At 70.2% G+C, this 1040-nt stretch carries 1 pseudogene; it reads left to right on the top strand.

Annotated features, from left to right (window positions below):
• Positions 1 to 49: 49 nt before the first annotated feature.
• Positions 50 to 1040: pseudogene (locus CHB94_RS24360) on the top strand (IS5 family transposase); the annotation flags it as partial.

Below are 1040 nucleotides of genomic sequence, written 5' to 3'. Positions count from 1 at the left end.
TAGGGCGTGTCTCACCGATCTTGACCGGCGGGTTCGGTAGGCCTGGTGTGTGCGCGATCGTCACGATCTGACTGATGTGGAGTGGGCCCGGCTGGAGCCGTTGCTGCCGGACCGGACGCCGCGCCGCGGAGGCCGGTGGAACGATCACCGGCAGGTGATCAACGGGATTCTGTGGCGGACCCGGACCGGATCGCCATGGCGGGATGTTCCGCCCTGCTACGGGGACTTCAGAACTCTGCATGGGCGGCATCGCCGCTGGTCAGCCGATGGCACCTGGGAGGAGATCCTGGCGGCGTTGCAGGCCGGCAGTGACCGCGACGCCGGGCCGGAGTGGGCGGTCAGCGTGGACTCGACCGTGGTCCGGGCGCACCGACACGCGGCTGGAGCCCGGCACGACCCACCTCAGGACGTGCCGGCGGAGAGGCTGGCGCCGCTGGTTCCGGCTGCGTCGAAGTCCGCGGGCCACACAGGGGGCTGGGTCGAATGACAAGAAGTCCGATCCCACGCCGGCCGCGGCCGTCGACCGCGAAGCACTCGGCCGCTCCCGCGGCGGGCTGAGCACCAAGATTCACCTGCTGGGCGACGCCGGGTGCCGGCCGCTGGCACGGGCCACCACCGCCGGGCAGCGGCATGACTCACTGGCCTTCGAGCCGCTGATGGGGCGCCTCAAGGTCGCTCGCACAGGGCCGGGCCGGCCCCGAACCCGCCCCGACCGACTGCTGGGCGACAAGGCCTACTCCAACCGGAAGATCCGCGCTCACCTGCATCGACGCGGTATCAAGGCGACGATCCCGGAGAAGACCGACCAGCAGAAGGCCCGCGCCGCGAAGGGCGCGGCCGGTGGACGGCCACCGGCGTTGGACGCGGAGTCCTACAAGCAGCGCAACACGGTGGAACGAGCGATCAACAAGCTCAAGGACTTCCGCGCGGTCGCGATGCGCACCGACAAACGCGAGTTCGTCTTCCGAGGCACCATCGACGTCGCCTCGATCAAGATCTGGCTGCGGACCCCTGCCAGCCAAGATCCGCCAGACACGCCC

The sequence above is a fragment of the Blastococcus mobilis genome (genome assembly GCF_900188025.1).
GTDB classification, from domain to species: Bacteria; Actinomycetota; Actinomycetes; order Mycobacteriales; family Geodermatophilaceae; genus Blastococcus_B; species Blastococcus_B mobilis.
Note: the sequence above shows the minus strand (reverse complement) of the source record. Positions and strands in the feature narration are given on the sequence as shown.